Origin of the sequence: Bartonella schoenbuchensis R1 (assembly GCF_002022685.1) — a bacterium.
GTDB classification, from domain to species: Bacteria; Pseudomonadota; Alphaproteobacteria; order Rhizobiales; family Rhizobiaceae; genus Bartonella; species Bartonella schoenbuchensis.
In genome coordinates, this window is sequence record NZ_CP019789.1 from 965,541 (window position 1) to 983,744 (window position 18,204).

An 18,204-nucleotide genomic window follows, 5' to 3' on the forward strand; every position below is an offset into this window, starting at 1 on the left:
AATGCAATGGTATGGGCTGCTCAGTCAAATGATTGAAGATGTACGCGACACTTTTGGGCAGCCCGTTATCTATACACGAAAGAAAACAGGGCAATCTTTTCATATCATAGCGATTTATAGCATTAAGCATGCAGAGCCAGAAGCTGGGGGAAGAGTAAAAACAACAATCCCAAGAAAAGAACTTGATGTTTGCATCAATGATATTGGAGGCGTGCTTCCTGAACTAGGAGATCGTATTGTTCTACTCACTTCCCAAGAGAATTTTACTGTCGCAAATGTACAAGCCTCAGAAGCAAATATGTATAAGCTTATCCTTCGTGAGGACGCTGTGTCTGATGTAAAGTAAATTTTTTTATTAGTTTTCCATCTTCATAAAGCATCGAGGAAAGGAGCTACAGTTTAGAAGAAATATATCTATTTAAACTCACACCATTTTCAGCGGCTTGAATTGCTAATTGTCTATGGAGTTCTGGCGGTATTCTTAACTGAAATCTGCCACTATATTTTACATGTGACAAAGGTATAGGAACATCCTCTCCATTGCGTTGCATGTCCTCAACAACTTCTGTAACGAGGTTCATAATACCCTTTAAAGCGTTCTCTGCTTTAACATCTAACCATGAAAGAGAAGGAAATTCAGCACATAAACCAACATATTCCTCATCTTCTTGCGACCACAGAACACGATACGTATAATGATTATTGTTCATTCTTTATCCTTTCTATCGCTTGTAAGATTTGTTTAACTTGATAAGCTTTTGCTTTGTTACCAGAACTTTTTTGAATATTTACACGAGGATCTCCAAACCACGGGGTTTTAAAAACAAAATGGCTTGAACCATTGTTCCGCAGTTCTCCAAAGAAATGTCTACATACAGCCAACAAATCTAAAAACTTTATGTTCTTTGGTGATGTTTTCATCAAGCTGATTATTTTTTCAATTTTATGACTCATAATTTTATTATATAGTATTATTATTGATACTATTCAATGCTTTTTATAGTTTTCAACTGATATGTCCTAAACAGGATTTAAGATGCATCTACGAGATACATTAAGAGAGACGTTTGTTGAGTTAATTAAAGCTAGCAAGACATCGGCTGGTGATGAAGTTTACAATATGCGAGACTTTAATTTCTTTAATGAAGAGCATCCGTTTGTTAATGTATCGACTCCAAACGAAACGATAGAAGATGGACACGATTATGGGGCAAGACGACGTGTTTTAACGGTTGATGTTGAATGCTATGACACAAGAGAAAATGGAGCGCGTTTTGTTGATCAATTAGCTTGGGAAATTGAAGCGATTTTCCATAGTAATCCCAGTCTTAACAACACAGTTGAAAGCTGTCGCTTACAAAACATTGCCATGGCTTTTGGTGATAATGGCTCCTTAGCATTGCATGGTTCTATTTTAACATTTGAAGTCACTTATGTAACGAATATCTCTTCTGAAGAAGATGATGCTGTCTTTTTTGAAGCTTTGAAGGGGATGATCAAAAAGTAACATCAACAGCACAAAACCCAGAGGACATTGAAGAGTACGATGAAGGTGAAGGTGTTATTCACATGGATAAGGAAGATATATGACAGAGATTGTAGAACAATTACTCAATGGTGAATGCAAAGCACGTACACAAGGTCTGGTGAAATCCTTAGCACAAGAGATTGGGTGTGAAGAAGCTGTCGTTGCTGCGATTATTTCTGTGGAGTCAGATGGTAAAGGTTTTGATGATGAACAGCGTGTAAAAGTCCTTTTTGAAAAACATCAGTTTTATAAGAATTTACCCCCTCATAAGCGTAAACAAGCTATTACAGAAGATCTTGCGAGAGAGAAGTGGATCAGCCCTAAAGATGGGGGATATAAAGAGCAAAAAACCAATACTCAAGCTTTACAATTACTTATTGCAGCTATGACCATTGATGAAGAAGCTGCTTTAAAATCTGCTTCTTATGGTGCTGGTCAAATTATGGGAAATAACTATGGTATCCTTGGTTGGAATAGTGTTCAAGATTTTGTCACCAGCATGTGTTCGTGTGAAGACGAACAAATAAGAGCAATGTTTTCTTTTTTCAAAGTCCGTGGCCTTGCTTCAAGTTTACGAGACAAGGATTTTAATGCCATTGCACGTGCTTACAATGGCAGTGGTATGGTCAAAGAATATGGCCGACGCATGCGTAATGCTTATTGTGCTCTCACAAAGAAATCAGCAGAGGTTAGTAATTCAGTTCGTGCCAATGGTTTACGACTAGGGTGTAAAGGCTACCGTGTTGAAGCGCTGCAAAAACGTCTCAATGATCTTGGTTATCCTGTTGCCATTGATAGTGATTATGGACCAAATACACGCAGTGCAATCTTTGCTTTTCAAGCTGATCATAATTTAGAGGTTGATGGTGTTGTTGGCGCTAAAACTCAAGCAGCGCTAGATGTGGCCACTCCAATGATTAGTCCCCGTCGCTCTGGTGTAAGCATGGCCGACTTAAGAAAGAATGGGACAAATATTATTAAAGATGCAGATAAAACCCAAACGGCGGGCTATGGTCTTGCTGCCACTTCAGCTCTCATGGGAGCAGAACAAATGGGGCTATTTGATAATCTTAAACTCTCTATAGGAAAAATGAGTTCTCTTGTAAAGCCACTTGTTCATATTGGTAAAGCAATCTCGGATCATTGGTGGATGGCTGCTATTTTTGTAGGATTGATTATTGTTCTCGTCTCAGATCGTGTCAAAAGAACTTATTTAAAAGATTACAAGAAAGGCAGAGCTATCTAAGTGCAAAAATACCTTGCGATTATACTTGATGCATCCGCTGCTCTTTTCGAGATTTTGATGAATGTTTGTCAGATTGGAAAGAAAGTTGAACAGCACAAACAGACAGAGGAAGCTTTAAAGGCAGCCAAAACAAGGTTAAAAATAGAAGATGAGATTAACAAAAAAAGTGATGATAATGTGCGCTCTGATCTCTCTAACTGGCTGCGCGACAAATAAATACACTTCCTCTTGTCTAGGATGGTTGCCTATTTATTTAGACAGACAAGATCTCAATACGATCAGTCCAAACCTAGCACGAGACATTTTAAAACATAATCAGCACGGTAAACAGTTGTGTGGATGGAAGCATGTTCAGAAAACAAAATGATTGTGATGTTAAATTTCTATTTTGAATTATCTTGATCGTTGTGGATCATAGCACGTAAACCATTCAAGGATGTACGTTTGACACGCCCTACTTCAACATCTTCAATAGCTTGTAATGTTTCCAAATTAGGTTGGAACGAATCAAATGGTAACGCTCGATTCTTAGCAATATCAAGAATTCCATCAGGTATATGAGATCTCATATTTATTGATATTACAGCACATAATAAACAAAGTCTATGTAAAAATCCTATTCCCTAACCTGATTATTTCATTCCCTAACCTAAAAAAATAATAATAAAATCAATAGGTTACAAATGCAAAAAAAGGGACTGGTGGGCCCCTTGGGCGTACCAGTTACTTTTTCATCTCTATATCTATTTGATTCTATTATCCTTTTTAAAACTCAAAAATAAAGTAGTAAGGTTAGAGAATAAGATTTTCCAAACTTGCCCTCTAACAATTCCCTTGAACTCTTTGTGAATTGGTTTTCTAACAACCTATACAAATGTTTCCCACACTCACTACTCTTTAAAATATCTCTTGCTAAGCTTGAACTGATCACATTGTAATCTTTTGATCCAAATGCACTGGCAACCACCCAATACAAGCAGCATCTTCATTTGTTACTACACACCCAGTCAGAAAGACCAGAATGCATACCAGCATCACTTTTCTTGCTAATCTCGCCTTTTATTTCCAGTCACGTGTTACTGTCTTTAAAGATTCCTCTATTTGTTTGCGTTTGTTCAACTTTCTTTCTCTAATCTGACAAACATCCATTACAATCTCTAAAAGAACAGCGGATGCATCAAGTATAATCGCAAGATATTTTTTCACTCCTTGCTCTCCTCTGCCCTTTAAAAGATATCCTTCTAGAGCGCTCTGTCCTTCTTGTAAGCTTTCAGACAAACTCTTTTACCGATTTGACATGAATATAAATAATCAAGTCCACAAAAATAGTATCAATCCACCAATGATCCGAAATTGCTTTACTAATATGAGTAAATGATTCTACAAGGGCACTCATTTTTCCTATCAAAATTTGAAATTATCGAACGCCCCCATTTGTTCTGCTTCCATAAGAGCTGAACTAGCAATAATAGCCCTGCAAACTATTTGGTTTTATTCTTATCTTCATAATAATGTTTGTACTATTCCTTCTCAAATCCTCCCATACTTACAGGAATGGCGGGAGCTAATCATTGGAGTAGCATATCTAATGCTACTTGAGTTTTGGCACCAACAACACCATCAATTTCTAAATTATAATCAGCTTGAAAGGAAAAGATCACTCTATTTTTCTTTCATGTATAGATCACAGGCTACCCAAAAATGTTTTCATCTATCTCAAACATTTAACTAAGCAGCCCGTGTGCTAGCATATTTTATTTTGCTCTCACTACTGCTTTAAAGAGCATTTCAGGACGCGCGCAGACAAAGAGTGGGTAACTGCATACTTCAAGCTTGGCCCATGTTGCAGATTCACGATCTACAATAAGTCTCGTATAAAGAGGCTTTCCAACTGTATTGATAAACTCCACGCCTTTATCAGGAGAAAAGGTTTTTTGGAATGCACCAGGTACATTAACAGGAACGAATTGACATTCATCAGGTTTGATTCCTATGCTTCGTTTTGAACTATTAGTGTTCATATTATAATCATGAATGTTGCAGTAATTAATAAACGTCGCACCTGCAAAATCAAAACTCTTAAAACTTCCTGATTCAATAGTACCAGGCATTGTAATACCTGCTGTGTTCTTTAATATTCGTGCTGAAGGTGTATTTAAATAGGTGTCACGAATTGCTTTATGATTTTTTAACTTGAAAAAGAATTCATCTCCACAAAACCCAATAATTCGTGAATAAATAGAAAATGTATTGCCTGAAGCTTGCGCCATATTTGTAACGACTTGATTAACCATATAAGCAACATCTGTTGTGTCCTCATCTAGTTTAAAATCAATAGCCTTTTGTGGCGTGATTCCCCATTCTTCATAGCAATCATAGATCACTGATCCATCTGCATCAAGGACAACACCTTGAATAGCTCCAAGTTGCATATTTTCCCATATCAGTTCAATTTCTGAAATCAACTTCTTTTGTTTTTTAGCGATAAATTTCATTACTGTTTCAAACTGATCTTCTATGCCAAATTCTCGCCAGTCTTTAATTTCTTCCGCTTTTATAATATACTCTTTAATAATAGGTGTTGTTTTAAAACACCGACGATCATACTCATCTTTTTCTGTTTCTGTTGGAGGTGTACCACGTTCACTTACTGGAATGAGCGATAATTTACGTTTTTCAATACTAACCGTTGTTTTGTTTGTCGCAACCTCCTTAAAAAGGTTGAGTGAACCAATCAGGTTAGGTTTAAATTCATAGTTTTCAATCGCTTTTGTCATTACTTCTGATGAAAAAGCGTTGTGATTAAAAAAATTTATATCCATATTCGTATATTCCTATTGCAGTATAATTTTGTTTTTGTCTTCTAAGATTTGAATGGCTGTTGTCTTTTTCCTTTTTTCAATCTTATCAAACCATATCAATTTAGATGCTTTTACCGTGCAATAAATGTTAACAGTGGCTTTGTTGTCGCCAAGAACGCACACAGGCCTTGTGATAACTACTGGTATTTCTTCCATAGTTATTTTCCTTTCGAGTAGTTGAGACAATAAAAAAACCTCACTCTCAAGAACAAAGAGGAGGTCAATAAATCGTCAATAAATAAAAACGAATAAACTTGATTACTTTAATAAAAAACCCGCATTCGTAGGGCCTTCAACAACAAAACTAATTACATTAATTTGTAATTTTTAACACAATGACACTCACGCCGCTTCATTAGTAAATACTATTTTTATCCTCCTGTCAACTAAAATCACGATCTAGTATATTTTTATCTCATTCAATCTAAATATGGTGTAAATTGCCCCCTCTCATCGAATCAATTAATTATACGGGCCTATAACTCAAAAAAAATCAGGAGGGGCAACAATGATCTACGCCGTCATAATAACAGCGGGAATACTCGTAGCATCAAGTATAATTTACCCCATTTATAAAATAATAAAAGACGGTTGGAATACAAGTTATACACACGATAATTCTGTTGATCTCTATAATCCAGCAATAGAAAACTACGATAACATGATTAAAAAGCATAGTAAAGCAATCAAGGAACGAGAAAAGATGACTTCAAAATGGGATTCGATACTCAACACACAAAAAGAGATGAAGAAGGTAATGAAGTTTGGTGTTATTTCACGGATGCAACTAATACTAATATTTTTTATAAGTTTAGGTTTATCTAATACTCTTTTAATATTGGGTAATCTAGATAGAGATCAATTTGATATCCCAACTGCAATAGGATTGGTGGCTTTTCTCTTAATATCCATATCTTTACCGATATTTTTAGGATTATACATAATAGTAAAAAAGAAACTGAAGGACATAATTCAACAATTGGACGAAGCAATTGAAAAAATTAACGAAATAATGGCTAATCAAAATCCAAGAAGGAGAGAAAAATGATTTTTACTCTATTCTTATTAGCACAGGCCGTAACTTCTATGGCGGCTTGTGTAAAGGTAGTATTAACCATCTCACTTCCTTATTCCATCATTAAATATCTGAAACTACGCCGTAAAGCGATTATAGGACGTGACCTAGCTATTCAAATGTTAAAAGAAATAAATGAGAAACAGAAAAAGTAATGGAGGAATAAAATGAATTTGGCAATTGATAACTTTGTTTTTCCAATAGGGCTGCTTATATTCATCAGCATCATGTCTATCCCAATTAGCTTACTGTGGCGCTTTGGATTGAAAGTTTCCGCATTTTTATTTATAATAACAACTGCTGTAATTAGTTGCTCAATATTATTGATGCTCGCTTTTGGTTAACGATCAAAATATTTATGAAGAGCATTCAAAGCAATATATAGAGAACTGACAAAATATGGCAGTTGTTGATCTTCAATAACGATATACTGCAATGCAGCATGAAGATTATACTGACGATATAACCCTTGTGTTTCTCTAATAACCTCTTGCATAGCTTTATAGCGATCAGTTGCTACCTCAACTCATTTTTCCCTTCCTCGGTCATCATAAGATGTTGGCATCTCATTATAAACCGCACTCTGAAACCCTTTCGCACATCGATAATCATTTAACACTTGAATATACTGCTGTGATGCATCATACTGATTTTAATTAATCTTTTTTCCAATACTCAGATATTGAAGTACAACTTTTGCAAGATGTGGATTAAAAATCACGACAGAATGCCACTCTGTTTTCTCTACTTTTTGAGGGGTTATTTTATCTGTACAACTTTGAGAAGTGCTCATACGAAAGTTCACTACTTCTATTCCAGATGCCATTGTCTTGCTCTCAGGATCTGCACCAAGATAACCTATTAAGTTATTTTATTGATCATATTTTTACACCTTTTCTAGGGAAAATAATTGAAACAAAATACGGATATGAAAAGCTATTTTTACTATAGCATAACATAGTGCATTTTTCCAAAGAAAAAACAGCATAAATAACTGAAAATAAACAGTTTATTGGTGATTTTATCAGTGCATAAATGCTTTTTTGTACTATAATTTTATTGACTTTATACCAAGCAAATATAAACCCGCGCGACTTGTTGAAATTTGAATGGTTTTTCAAATTCATCTACCGGTTTGTACCGTAAAATACCGTTCAATCAGACACCCGAGATAACACTATGGAAACAAAAAAAGGCAAGACTCTATTCAAACAGCAAAAACTATTGTTAGCCTTGCTTCAAGAATTTGGAGGACGTCTTTCAATACAGATTTTCAAAAATATTTATTTTATTTACAAATGGGAAGAAAAACAAAGTTATGAATTTGTACCTTACAAATATGGATGTTTCTCTTTTTAGTCTTATGCTGACAAATGCAAGCTTATAGAATTAAGCATGCTTGGAACAAAAATGATTGATAGTTTACATCAATGAAGAGCAGTTACAGTGCTCATATTGAATTTGCTACACAAAAGAAAATTTCTTCATTTGTTGAAAAATTTAGCAAACTCAAAGGTGATGAATTTATTCAGTATATCTAAAAAATATCCATATTTTGCTATCAATAGCTGTTAGCAAATAATATGATGTATTAAACAGTATTTAATACACAATAGAAAAATGTATAGATCCTATAGCTCCAGTAAATATCTGCTTACCTTCTTGTTCAAATTGTTGAATTAATTTTTCATCAATCACGCGGCGATCCCACATTGTGCCAAACATATAACCTTTTTTCCAATCAACAGGTCTTCCAGTAAAATTTTCCATAGCTGATCGATTATATATTCTGGCAGTATCATGATCTAAAGCTTTAAATAAAGCTTGTGATCCTCCAAGCAATTTACCTTCTTTTGCTAAGGAATGTACAAGATCCTTCAATTGATTATCGCTTATTGTCAAAGGGGCATAAACCTGAAAGTGACCACTTGGAACATCATCATACCCCTGAAATTGTGAAGAATCAGCGTCAATCAAATTCCCCCACAAAGCAACAGAATGAGTGGACTCCATTACAGGAGATAAAGCTTCGGCAGTTTGAATTTTATCATCAGATACCTCTTTAATATATGATAATGCATCATAAAATTTTAAAGGAAAAATATCTTTAGTATCAATAGATACAGATGGTGCCTGAATAGTGTCGGGAAGCGTTTCGCCAAAATGCTGCTCTATAGGTAAGCTGTGCTTTTGATATTCATCAATTTTTATGTTTAACTGAGATGAATTAATAAAAACCATTCTTCTCCCCTCCCCATCTGAGCTGATGTATTTCAATAACACTTTTACAGATTTTTATATAACACAAATAAATATTAAAACAAATACAGAAAAAACAAAGGTTATTTCATAAAGTTTATTTTTATCCATTATAATTTTGTTTTAAAAAATAAAAATTACAAAACAGCTTATTGATATATTCAATAACTCTTTGCTTATGAAATTTAATACTCTTCTATTCTCACTTATTTTTACTTTTCATCATAGACTTGAAAGTGTTATAGAAGATAATATTACTTAAATGAAAAAGGACTTCTAATGGAAAAGATCAAAGTAGAAAATCCCGTCGTTGAAATCGACGGTGATGAAATGACCCGTATTATTTGGAAGCATATAAAAGACAAATTGATCCACCCTTATCTCGATATTAATCTTAAATATTATGATCTTTCCATCAAAAACCGAGATGAAACCAATGATCAAGTCACTATTGATTCTGCCAATGCTATTAAACAGTATGGGGTTGGTGTAAAATGTGCAACTATCACTCCTGATGAATCACGTGTTAAAGAATTTAACTTAAAAAAAATGTGGAAGTCGCCAAATGGCACAATACGTAACATTTTAGGAGGAGTCATTTTTCGTGAGCCCATTATCTGTAAAAATGTCCCACGCCTCGTTCCTAGCTGGACAAAACCTATTATTATTGGGCGCCACGCTTTTGGTGACCAATATAAAGCAACCGATTTTAAATTCCCTGGTAAAGGAAAGCTAAGTATCAAATTTGTTGGTGATGATGGTCAGATTATAGAACACGATGTTTTTGATGCCCCAAGCGCAGGGGTTGCTATGGCCATGTACAATATTGATGAATCAATCCGCGACTTTGCACGCGCATCTTTCAATTACGGCCTACAACGAAATGTTCCAGTTTATCTTTCGACAAAAAATACTATTTTAAAAGCCTATGATGGTCGTTTCAAAGATATCTTTCAAGAAATATTCGATACAGAATTTAAAACTGAATTTGAAAGCCGCAAATTACATTATGAGCATCGCTTGATTGATGATATGGTTGCTTCAGCACTCAAATGGTCAGGTGGATATGTTTGGGCATGTAAAAACTATGATGGTGATGTTCAATCAGACATCGTTGCTCAAGGTTTTGGTTCCCTTGGTCTTATGACTTCCGTTCTTATGACACCAGACGGTAAAATTGTTGAAGCAGAAGCTGCGCATGGTACAGTAACACGTCATTACCGTCAGCATCAGAAAGGTGAAGAAACATCAACAAATTCTATCGCCTCTATTTTTGCATGGACACGTGGTCTGATTCATCGTGCAAAACTTGACAATAATGAGAAGTTGAAAAACTTTGCCGTTACATTAGAAAAAGTTTGTGTCAACACTGTTGAGGAAGGTTTTATGACAAAAGATCTCGCACTTTTGATCGGACCAGAACAAAAATGGCTTTCTACAACAGGATTTCTCGATAAAATTGATGCAAATCTAAAAAAAGAAATGGCTAATTAATATAATTAAAATCCTCAAGCTCTGCGAAAGGAGAGCTTGGGGTTTTTGCAAAATTAAAGAACTGTATTCTAAGTGAAACAGGCAATTTCTTTCTCAATGAAAAAATAATGAAACATACTGTTTCATAAGAATAAAATATTGACACTTTAGTATTAATATACGCACATTTTCTAATGTGAATATTGCAAAAAAGAGATACTTTGAAGTATTTATCAAATCTATTTATTCAATAGCTTTTATTATCAACCCCATAAAATAACAACAGTCACAAAAATAAAAGCAACTTACCCTCCCCTCGCAAGCTCATCCAATCTAAGTTGTATTAACTTGAATAATAATCGTAATCGTCAAAATGACGTGTAATACTATTAACAGCTTTCAGATGCTATTTTTCAGCATTTAAATCAACCATAGTCATAATTTTGAAATAAATGTTATACAAGCAACTGCTTACAAACTGTAATACCACTAATTAAGTAAAACAAAAAACGAGTGTTCATAATATTGGTTGAAACATAATAAACAGCACCATGCTAATATATGTTGCGTATCTAAAGATCTTGTATAAAAAATGCAATTTTCATACTTCTTTAAGAAATCACTAACCTGTAATTAACATTGTTAATCTAAAAAGTTGTCCAGAAACAGAAAACAAACTGTTTTTCTCCGGATCAGGTAATGCGTATCGGAGCAATAATCTCTGTTAAATTGACAGAGAAAATGTTTCAATAAAACTGCGCAATTCATTTTTATGATAGCGCAGTTTTATATTTTTCAAAAAAGTTACTCTCGTCAATCAAAACTGTTAAGAAAAACTCTCTTCATGAGAAGATAAACTTAACACAATGAAAAACAACTCAAATACCGTCAAAAATAGACACATACTTAATGTGCTAACGCCTTATTGCTTTGCTCCCATAAAGCACTCGTTTCTGCACAAAAATCAGCATAACATCCTGCTTTAATGGAAGTACGAATACCTTGCATAAGCTGTTGATAATAAGAAAGATTATTCCAAGTTAACAACATGCCACCAAGAGCTTCATTAGATTTGACTAAATGGTGCAAATAAGCACGACTATAATCACGTGCAGCAGGGCAAGGCGATTGTGGATCAAGAGGGCGAGAATCTTCTGCATAACGTGCATTGCGCAAATTTATTCTACCAAAGCGGGTAAAAGCTAAACCATGACGCCCAGCACGCGTTGGTAAAACACAATCAAACATATCAATACCTCGAGCGACACTTTTTAAAATATCATCTGGAGTGCCTACTCCCATGAGATAGCGTGGTTTATTTTCTGGCAAAAGAGAACAAGTAGCATCCAATACCGCCATCATAATATCTTGAGTTTCACCAACTGCAAGTCCTCCAATAGCGTAGCCCTTCAAATCCATCTCTTTCAATGCTTGAACAGAACGTTCACGCAATTTCATATTATCACCGCCTTGAACAATACCAAACATCGCTTTATCTGGTTGATCACCAAAAGCTGTCTTACAACGCTGTGCCCAACGCAATGAAAGCTCCATAGCAGCTTCTATTTCTTTCTCACTCGCAGGTAATGCAATACATTGATCAAGCTGCATTTGAATGTCAGAATCAAGCAGTCCTTGGATTTCAATAGAACGTTCTGGACTCATTTCATAATACGCTCCATTAATATGAGAGCGAAAAATCACACATTTCTCTGTGATTTTACAAATCCCTGAAAGGGACATAACTTGAAAACCACCAGAATCTGTTAAAATAGGTTCAGGCCAACGTGCAAATTCATGTAAACCTCCTAAACGTGCAACCCTCTCAGCCCCAGGCCGCAACATTAAATGATAAGTATTACCCAAAATAACATCTGCCCCAAGATCACGTATCTGATCCATATACATAGCCTTAACGGTCCCTACCGTTCCAACGGGCATGAATGCGGGTGTGCGAATACGTCCACGTCTTGTTATAATTTCACCCAAACGGGCCTGTCCATCTTGAGCGATTTTGTTATAGTGAAACGTCTTAATCATCATTTTCGTCTTTTTGATTGAACAAATTCATATCGCCTAGCAACCAAACATAATTCCTTTTTTGATCGTATTATTATAAGTGTTATAAATGATTTTACTCTACTAAACCCTGAAATCAGCCTTAAGAGAGTTCAACAAAATAAATGAGAATTTATTATCAAACAATCAACACACTAAAAACAGCCAGACGAATAAAAATATCTGTAGTGTCTGGATTATATAGCTTAAAACACTAACATTTATCCACTACAGTCTTAAATAACCTTAAGTATTGTATTTCGATAACAATGACTTTGACTTTATTTTTATGTTTTCAGTGCCATAAATGCTTGAATAATTTTAGTATGAATATAATCAATTTGTCTGAATCCATTTTATGGTCACGTATACTTGTTACGTTCAAAGTAAAATTACACAGCTTCTACATTATGAAACAAAATAGTGCTCTATTTTATAACTTTAAAGCCTACCGTGAAATTTCTTGCTAAAATATAAACTGATAATCTGGGTTGCTACTTTATTTTACAAATAAAAATAATTTTAGCATTTCTTCCTTTTTCAACATTTAAAACACAACAAATTAAGACAGAAATGATATTTTACTCGAATAAATTGGAGTAACAGCACCAAAACAAAAATAAATACTTTGCAGCTATACCGGAATAATATTTTACTTCATGAAAACTGGTGCATTTTTTCACTAAAAAACTTAGAAAAATATAAACATAAAAATATTGTAATATTTGTTTTGAAAAACATAATATAAAGCAACCGTGTATTCTGATGTAAAAAAACCAATTTCAATAAGGCTTGTTATTTCGAAATAATTCAAAATTGAAAAATTCTATTTACACCAAAATACACAATTCACACCAACTTCAATAAAATTCCAAATTAAACTGTAAACAGAAATTATCTGCACAATATTCTAATACTACTTTGTATCTGCAGCAATTCTAGCTTTGATAATCGCATCAGGCTCTACAACAGGTTCACCACGCTTGATCTTATCAACATTTTCCATACCTTCCATAACCTGCCCCCATATAGAATATTGACGATCAAGCCAAGGAGCATCTTCAAAGCAAATAAAAAACTGCGAATTAGCAGAATTTGGATTCTGGCTGCGTGCCATAGAAACTGTACCACGTTTATGAGAAATATTTGAAAACTCTGCCTTCAAATCAGGCTTATCTGACCCCCCATACCCACACGTGATGAATCGAATTTCTCACTATCTTTTTTCCAAACTTCACATCACCAGTTTGAGCCATAAAACCATCAATAACACGATGAAAAACAACATTATCATAAGCACCTTCACGCACTAACTCTTTAATACGTACCACATGACCAGGAGCTAAATCAGCAAACAACTCAATCACTACATTGCCTTTTGTTGTTTCAAGAATTAATGTATTTTCTGGGTCTTTTATCTCAACCATATAATTATTCCTTTGATTTATTGATTACGTTGCAAATGAGCAGTATCAATAACATCAGGATTTGTTACAGATCCATTGTTACTTACAGTGCCCTTTTTAATTTTATCGACAACATCCATTCCTTTTACAACTTCCCCAACAACAGTATACTGTTCATTTAAAAAAGTAGCATCATCAAAACAGATGAAAAATTGAGAATTTGCTGAATGAGGATCTTGTGAACGTGCCATACCAACAGTACCACGCTTGAATGGCTGTTTTGAAAACTCTGCCACTAAATTAGGATAATCTGAACCACCCATACCAACGCGCTTAAGGTCAAAATCAGTACTATCTTTTTTTCCAAATTTTACATCGCCTGTCTGTGCCATAAAACCAGGAATAACACGATGAAATACGACATTATTATAAGCACCCTCTTGTGTTAATTGCTTGATTCTAGCAACATGTTTTGGTGCAAGATCAGGACGCAAACGAATAACAATATCACCATTTTTAAGAGATAAAACAAGGGTATTATGCTCATTTGCTAAAGCATTAAATGAAAAAAGATGAACAATACATGTTAAAATGGCAAAAATTCTAATATACACAATCATTTTTCCTTCAAGGATTTAAATTTCAAACATAAAGCTTGTGCAACATTTTGAGGAACAAAAGGCATAACGTTCCCCCCATAGCAGCAATCTGGCGCACTAATGTAGAAGTTATTGGGCGACTAGAAACGCTTGCCGGTAAAAAAACAGTTTGTAATTCAGGAGCCATAATCTTATTCATCCCTGCCATTTGCATTTCGTAATCGAGATCAGTACCATCACGCAAACCACGAATAAGAAACGAAGCTTGAATTTCACGCGCCTTATTAATTAAAAGATTATCAAATGCAATAACTCGCAGTCGATCAGGACCTATATTTAATAAGTCTTTCCCGACTTGTGTAATTAAATCAACACGCTCTTCAAAACTAAAAAGTGATTGTTTTCCACTTTGTATACCAATAGCCACCACCACTTCATCAGCCAATAATAAACTGCCTTGCAAAACATCAAGGTGACCATTTGTAATAGGATCAAAAGAACCTGCATAAAGAGCAATGGTCATCATTTACTCCAATGTTTTTACAATTATATTTCGTCGCTCGCATCAACCGCATTGCAATGCTGCTCACTTTCTTCCTCATCTGGTTCGCTAGCATTAACTTCAGGCTCAGAAATACGCTCAACAGATACAACCTTCTCACCTTTTGCTGTATTAAAGATCGTTACCCCCTTGGTTGAACGACCAGCTATGCGAATACCATTAACAGGAACACGAATAAGCTGCCCTTTATCTGAGACAAGCATAATTTGATCTTGTGCTTCCACCGGAAAGGCTGCCACTAACTTACCAATTTCAGCTGTTTTAGATGGGTCGGTTGCGCGAATCCCTTTTCCGCCACGTCCTGAAATACGGAAATCATAAGAGGAAGACCGTTTCCCATAACCAAACTCACTAACTGTTAAGAGCATTTGTTCATGGGCACTAAGTTCCATATAACGTTCATCTGTTAATTCTGTTACGGTTGCTTCTGACTCTTCATCACCAATGACAATATCTTCATCATCTGCACCAGCTGCACGCCGTTCACTGATCACGCGTTTAATATAGGCAGAACGCTCAGTCGACGTAGCTTCAACATGCTTTAAAATAGTCATAGAAATGACTTTATCACTATCACCCATATTGATACCACGTACCCCCATTGAATGACGCCCAACAAACACACGAACATCACTCACAGGAAAACGAATACATTGTCCATTCGCCGTTGTAAGGACAACATCATCATACTCTGTACAGGTCTCTACGGAAAGAATCTCATCTCCTTCTTCACCAAATTTCATTGCAATTTTACCATTACGGTTAACTTGAACAAAATCCGATAATTTATTGCGACGTACAGTCCCACGCATTGTTGCAAACATAACATCAAGTTTGCCCCAATCTTTCTCATCATCTGGTAAAGGCATAATTGTTGTTATACGCTCACCTTGTTGCAAGGGCAGCATATTAATTAAAGCTCGCCCACGCGATTGCGGCGTACCAATAGGCAAACGCCAAACCTTCTCTTTATAAACAATTCCACGTGATGAAAAGAAAAGAACCGGCGTATGTGTATTAGCTACAAATAAACGAGTTACAAAATCCTCATCTTTTGTAGCCATACCAGAACGCCCTTTACCTCCACGACGTTGGGCACGGTACGTATTTAAAGGCACACGTTTAATATAGCCACTATGACTAACCGTCACCACCATTTCTTCTGGTGCGATCAGATCTTCACTATCCATATCCGCACTACCGAAACCAAAAACAGTGCGCCGAGGAGTTGCAAATACTTCACGAAGAGCGTTTAGTTCATCTTTAACAATACCCATAATTCGTGAACGCGATGCCAAAATATCGAGATAATCGGTAATATCTACACCAATTTTATTTAATTCATCAGCAATCTCATCGCGACCAAGTGCTGTTAACCTTTGCAAACGCAACTCTAGAATAGCTCGTGCCTGTTCTTCCGATAAATGATATGTATTATCCTCATGGATAATATGACGAGGATCATCAATAAGCTTAATTAAAGGTGCTATATCAACAGCCAACCAACGCCGCTCCATTAATTGCGCGCGCGCTATTTGTGGATCAGATGCTTTGCGAATTAATGCTATAATTTCATCAATATTAGCAACAGCAATAGCAAGCCCAACTAAAACATGCGCACGCTCACGCGCCCTACGTAAAAGATATTTTGTTCTCCGACTCACCACTTCTTCACGGAAAGAAACAAATGCACGGAGTATATCAAGCAACGTCATCTGCTCAGGTTTGCCGCCATTCAACGCAACCATATTACAACCAAAAGAGGCCTGCAGTGGCGTATAACGATACAGTTGATTTAAAACAACATCCGCAACAGCTTCTCTCTTAAGCTCAATAACAACCCGATACCCATCACGATCAGATTCATCACGTAAATCAGAAACTCCATCAATGCGCTTATCACGAACTAATTCAGCTATTTTTTCAATCATTGTAGCTTTATTAATCTGGTAAGGTATCTCGCTTACGATAATTGCCTGCCGATTATTACGAATTTCTTCGATATCGACTTTAGCACGCATAATAATTGAACCCCGCCCTGTTTCATACGCTGAACGAATACCCGAACTGCCAAGAATAATACCCCCTGTAGGAAAATCAGGACCAGGAATGATTTTAATCATCTCATCTAGCGTTATACTGGGGTCATCAATTAAAGCGATACACCCATCAACAACTTCACCAAGATTATGTGGAGGAATATTTGTTGCCATTCCTACAGCAATACCACCCGATCCATTTACCAAAAGGTTAGGAAAACGTGCTGGTAAAACCATAGGCTCACGTTCACGCCCATCATAATTATCTTGAAAATCAACAGTATCCTTATCAATATCAGTTAAAAGTTCTTCTGAAATTTTCTCTAAACGACATTCTGTATAACGCATCGCTGCAGGTGGGTCACCATCAATGGAACCAAAATTTCCTTGCCCGTCAATCAGCGGATTTCGCAAAGAAAAATCCTGTGCCATACGCACTAATGCATCATAAATCGAAGCATCACCGTGGGGATGAAATTTCCCCATCACTTCACCGACAACACCCGCTGATTTACGATAAGATTTGTTGAAAGAAAGGCCCATTTCATTCATCGCATGAAGAATACGACGATGAACAGGTTTTAACCCATCACGCACATCAGGTAATGCACGTGACACAATCACGCTCATCGCATAATCGAGATAAGAGCGTTGCATTTCTTCAATAATACTAACTGGCTCAATACCGGTCAGCACATCACGTTCTGTCAGTGGAGTAAGATCGGTCACAGTTTCAATACTTTCAAAAAAGAATCATTTTGATCGTTTATATCGAAAAATATTTTAAAATGCTAACTCCCCTGCCCACAAGAGAGTGAGAATTGAACAATAATTTCCAACATATTATTTGTTTATATGAAAAATCAGAAATAAAATGAATATAACTCACTCCCCTGAGTTAAAAAACGAAATAAACAATACCCAATGAATCTCTTCAAATTCCCCGCGTATTTTAAGCAATCTTTTCAATAAAAACACTAAAATAAAGATTTTAAAAATAGACCATTGCCTTTACAAACAATCTTCATCATCTTCAGTCTACTTACATACTTTTTGACATGAGGGCACGACACAAGCGCCCTATGTTATAACCTATCA

18 protein-coding genes and 4 pseudogenes are annotated in these 18,204 nt (G+C 35.6%); 7 read left to right on the top strand and 15 right to left on the bottom strand.

Annotated features, from left to right (window positions below; translation table 11 throughout):
* Nucleotide 1: 1 nt before the first annotated feature.
* Nucleotides 2-346 carry a head-tail joining protein gene (locus BscR1v2_RS04165; RefSeq protein WP_078689847.1) on the top strand — a complete coding sequence of 115 codons (345 nt, stop codon included), beginning with the start codon at nucleotides 2-4 and terminating at the stop codon, nucleotides 344-346.
* Nucleotides 347-392: 46 nt separating this feature from the next.
* On the opposite strand, the gene BscR1v2_RS04170 is transcribed toward BscR1v2_RS04165, so the two are convergent.
* Both BscR1v2_RS04170 and BscR1v2_RS04175 read right to left on the bottom strand, forming a co-directional pair.
* Nucleotides 393-710: a type II toxin-antitoxin system HicB family antitoxin gene (locus BscR1v2_RS04170; protein ID WP_078689848.1), complete on the bottom strand. Its 318-nt coding sequence runs from the start codon at nucleotides 708-710 to the stop codon at nucleotides 393-395.
* Nucleotides 700-954: a toxin HicA gene (locus BscR1v2_RS04175; RefSeq protein ID WP_236828976.1), complete on the bottom strand. Its 255-nt coding sequence runs from the start codon at nucleotides 952-954 to the stop codon at nucleotides 700-702. Before BscR1v2_RS04175 ends, BscR1v2_RS04170 begins: the two co-directional genes overlap by 11 nt.
* An 82-nt stretch (nucleotides 955-1,036) precedes the next feature.
* Here BscR1v2_RS04175 and BscR1v2_RS04180 point away from each other — a divergent pair, with 82 nt between their 5' ends.
* The 3 genes from BscR1v2_RS04180 to BscR1v2_RS04190 all read left to right on the top strand — a co-directional run bounded on the left by BscR1v2_RS04180 (nucleotide 1,037) and on the right by BscR1v2_RS04190 (nucleotide 2,990).
* Nucleotides 1,037-1,507 (top strand): hypothetical protein, encoded by a 471-nt coding sequence (locus tag BscR1v2_RS04180; protein WP_078689850.1) that lies wholly within the window; start codon nucleotides 1,037-1,039, stop codon nucleotides 1,505-1,507.
* A 79-nt stretch (nucleotides 1,508-1,586) separates the two neighbouring features.
* Complete coding sequence (locus tag BscR1v2_RS04185; RefSeq protein WP_078689851.1) at nucleotides 1,587-2,774, top strand: N-acetylmuramidase domain-containing protein; 1,188 nt, start codon at nucleotides 1,587-1,589, stop codon at nucleotides 2,772-2,774.
* Nucleotides 2,775-2,990, top strand: coding sequence for a hypothetical protein (locus BscR1v2_RS04190; protein WP_010704199.1), 216 nt, complete (start codon nucleotides 2,775-2,777; stop codon nucleotides 2,988-2,990).
* Nucleotides 2,991-3,157: 167 nt separating this feature from the next.
* Here BscR1v2_RS04190 and BscR1v2_RS04200 read toward each other — a convergent pair whose 3' ends face one another.
* The 5 genes from BscR1v2_RS04200 to BscR1v2_RS04215 form a co-directional block, all read right to left on the bottom strand.
* A complete protein-coding gene (locus BscR1v2_RS04200) occupies nucleotides 3,158-3,343 on the bottom strand; it encodes a hypothetical protein (RefSeq protein WP_078689853.1) in 186 nt (61 codons plus the stop codon).
* 490 nt (nucleotides 3,344-3,833) lie between these two features.
* The gene (locus BscR1v2_RS04205) at nucleotides 3,834-4,052 is read right to left on the bottom strand and encodes a hypothetical protein (RefSeq protein WP_078689854.1); all 219 of its coding nucleotides are present in this window, start codon (nucleotides 4,050-4,052) and stop codon (nucleotides 3,834-3,836) included.
* Nucleotides 4,053-4,342: 290 nt separating this feature from the next.
* Nucleotides 4,343-4,435: a peptidoglycan-binding domain-containing protein gene (locus BscR1v2_RS08555; protein WP_418214925.1), complete on the bottom strand. Its 93-nt coding sequence runs from the start codon at nucleotides 4,433-4,435 to the stop codon at nucleotides 4,343-4,345.
* 93 nt (nucleotides 4,436-4,528) lie between these two features.
* Nucleotides 4,529-5,596, bottom strand: a complete 1,068-nt coding sequence (locus tag BscR1v2_RS04210; protein WP_078689856.1) for a major capsid protein — start codon at nucleotides 5,594-5,596, stop codon at nucleotides 4,529-4,531.
* Between the two features lie 12 nt (nucleotides 5,597-5,608).
* Complete coding sequence (locus BscR1v2_RS04215; protein WP_078689858.1) at nucleotides 5,609-5,791, bottom strand: hypothetical protein; 183 nt, start codon at nucleotides 5,789-5,791, stop codon at nucleotides 5,609-5,611.
* 352 nt (nucleotides 5,792-6,143) lie between these two features.
* On the opposite strand from BscR1v2_RS04215, the gene BscR1v2_RS04220 reads away from it, so the two are divergent.
* Together BscR1v2_RS04220 and BscR1v2_RS04225 are read left to right on the top strand one after the other, a co-directional pair.
* Nucleotides 6,144-6,683: a hypothetical protein gene (locus BscR1v2_RS04220; RefSeq protein ID WP_236828977.1), complete on the top strand. Its 540-nt coding sequence runs from the start codon at nucleotides 6,144-6,146 to the stop codon at nucleotides 6,681-6,683.
* Nucleotides 6,680-6,865: a hypothetical protein gene (locus tag BscR1v2_RS04225; protein ID WP_236828978.1), complete on the top strand. Its 186-nt coding sequence runs from the start codon at nucleotides 6,680-6,682 to the stop codon at nucleotides 6,863-6,865. Before BscR1v2_RS04220 ends, BscR1v2_RS04225 begins: the two co-directional genes overlap by 4 nt.
* A 185-nt stretch (nucleotides 6,866-7,050) precedes the next feature.
* On the opposite strand, the pseudogene BscR1v2_RS08255 reads toward BscR1v2_RS04225, so the two are convergent.
* From BscR1v2_RS08255 to BscR1v2_RS04240, 3 genes and pseudogenes are all read right to left on the bottom strand, one after another.
* Nucleotides 7,051-7,362 (bottom strand): annotated as a pseudogene (locus tag BscR1v2_RS08255) (hypothetical protein); the annotation flags it as partial.
* 6 nt (nucleotides 7,363-7,368) lie between these two features.
* A pseudogene (ssb, locus tag BscR1v2_RS04230) lies at nucleotides 7,369-7,592 on the bottom strand (single-stranded DNA-binding protein); the annotation flags it as partial.
* 720 nt (nucleotides 7,593-8,312) lie between these two features.
* Nucleotides 8,313-8,951 (bottom strand): hypothetical protein, encoded by a 639-nt coding sequence (locus tag BscR1v2_RS04240; RefSeq protein WP_078689863.1) that lies wholly within the window; start codon nucleotides 8,949-8,951, stop codon nucleotides 8,313-8,315.
* A gap of 297 nt (nucleotides 8,952-9,248) precedes the next feature.
* Between BscR1v2_RS04240 and BscR1v2_RS04245 the strand changes: the two genes are divergently transcribed.
* Nucleotides 9,249-10,463 (top strand): NADP-dependent isocitrate dehydrogenase, encoded by a 1,215-nt coding sequence (locus BscR1v2_RS04245; protein ID WP_078689864.1) that lies wholly within the window; start codon nucleotides 9,249-9,251, stop codon nucleotides 10,461-10,463.
* A gap of 885 nt (nucleotides 10,464-11,348) precedes the next feature.
* Here the strand turns inward: BscR1v2_RS04245 and tgt are convergent.
* The 5 genes and pseudogenes from tgt to gyrA all read right to left on the bottom strand — a co-directional run bounded on the left by tgt (nucleotide 11,349) and on the right by gyrA (nucleotide 17,835).
* Nucleotides 11,349-12,482 (bottom strand): tRNA guanosine(34) transglycosylase Tgt, encoded by a 1,134-nt coding sequence (gene tgt / locus BscR1v2_RS04250; protein ID WP_078690319.1) that lies wholly within the window; start codon nucleotides 12,480-12,482, stop codon nucleotides 11,349-11,351.
* A 934-nt stretch (nucleotides 12,483-13,416) separates the two neighbouring features.
* Nucleotides 13,417-13,927: pseudogene (locus BscR1v2_RS04255) on the bottom strand (peptidylprolyl isomerase).
* 17 nt (nucleotides 13,928-13,944) lie between these two features.
* Complete coding sequence (locus BscR1v2_RS04260; protein WP_078690320.1) at nucleotides 13,945-14,520, bottom strand: peptidylprolyl isomerase; 576 nt, start codon at nucleotides 14,518-14,520, stop codon at nucleotides 13,945-13,947.
* 2 nt (nucleotides 14,521-14,522) lie between these two features.
* Nucleotides 14,523-15,028, bottom strand: a pseudogene (coaD, locus tag BscR1v2_RS04265) (pantetheine-phosphate adenylyltransferase).
* A 23-nt stretch (nucleotides 15,029-15,051) separates the two neighbouring features.
* A complete protein-coding gene (gene gyrA / locus BscR1v2_RS04270) occupies nucleotides 15,052-17,835 on the bottom strand; it encodes a DNA gyrase subunit A (protein ID WP_078689865.1) in 2,784 nt (927 codons plus the stop codon).
* Nucleotides 17,836-18,204: the final 369 nt, after the last annotated feature.